The following is a 264-nucleotide window of genomic DNA, read 5'->3' on the forward strand; positions in this document are numbered from 1 at the left end:
GCCGCCACCCGGCGCACCGGCGGCAATCCGGCCAACCGCACTTTCCAGGCGTTGCGCATCGAGGACAACGACGACCTCGGCGTCGTGGAGCGGTCGCTGCCGGCGGCGTTCGAACGGCTCGCGCCGAACGGTCGGCTCGCGGTGCTGACGGTCCACTCCCTCGAGGACCGCATCGCCAAGAACGTGCTGCGGGAACTCTCGACGAGTTCCGCCCCGCCCGACCGGCCTTTCGTGCCAGCGGGTTCCGGCCCGCGAGCGGAACTC

At 72.0% G+C, this 264-nt stretch carries 1 protein-coding gene; it reads left to right on the forward strand.

Features of this window, described 5'->3' with window-relative positions:
* Window positions 1–264: 16S rRNA (cytosine(1402)-N(4))-methyltransferase (gene mraW, locus AC0I8G_RS25975; RefSeq protein ID WP_471732516.1), on the forward strand; the 264-nt coding region annotated here is incomplete at both ends.

The organism is Kineococcus sp. AC630, assembly GCF_979255925.1.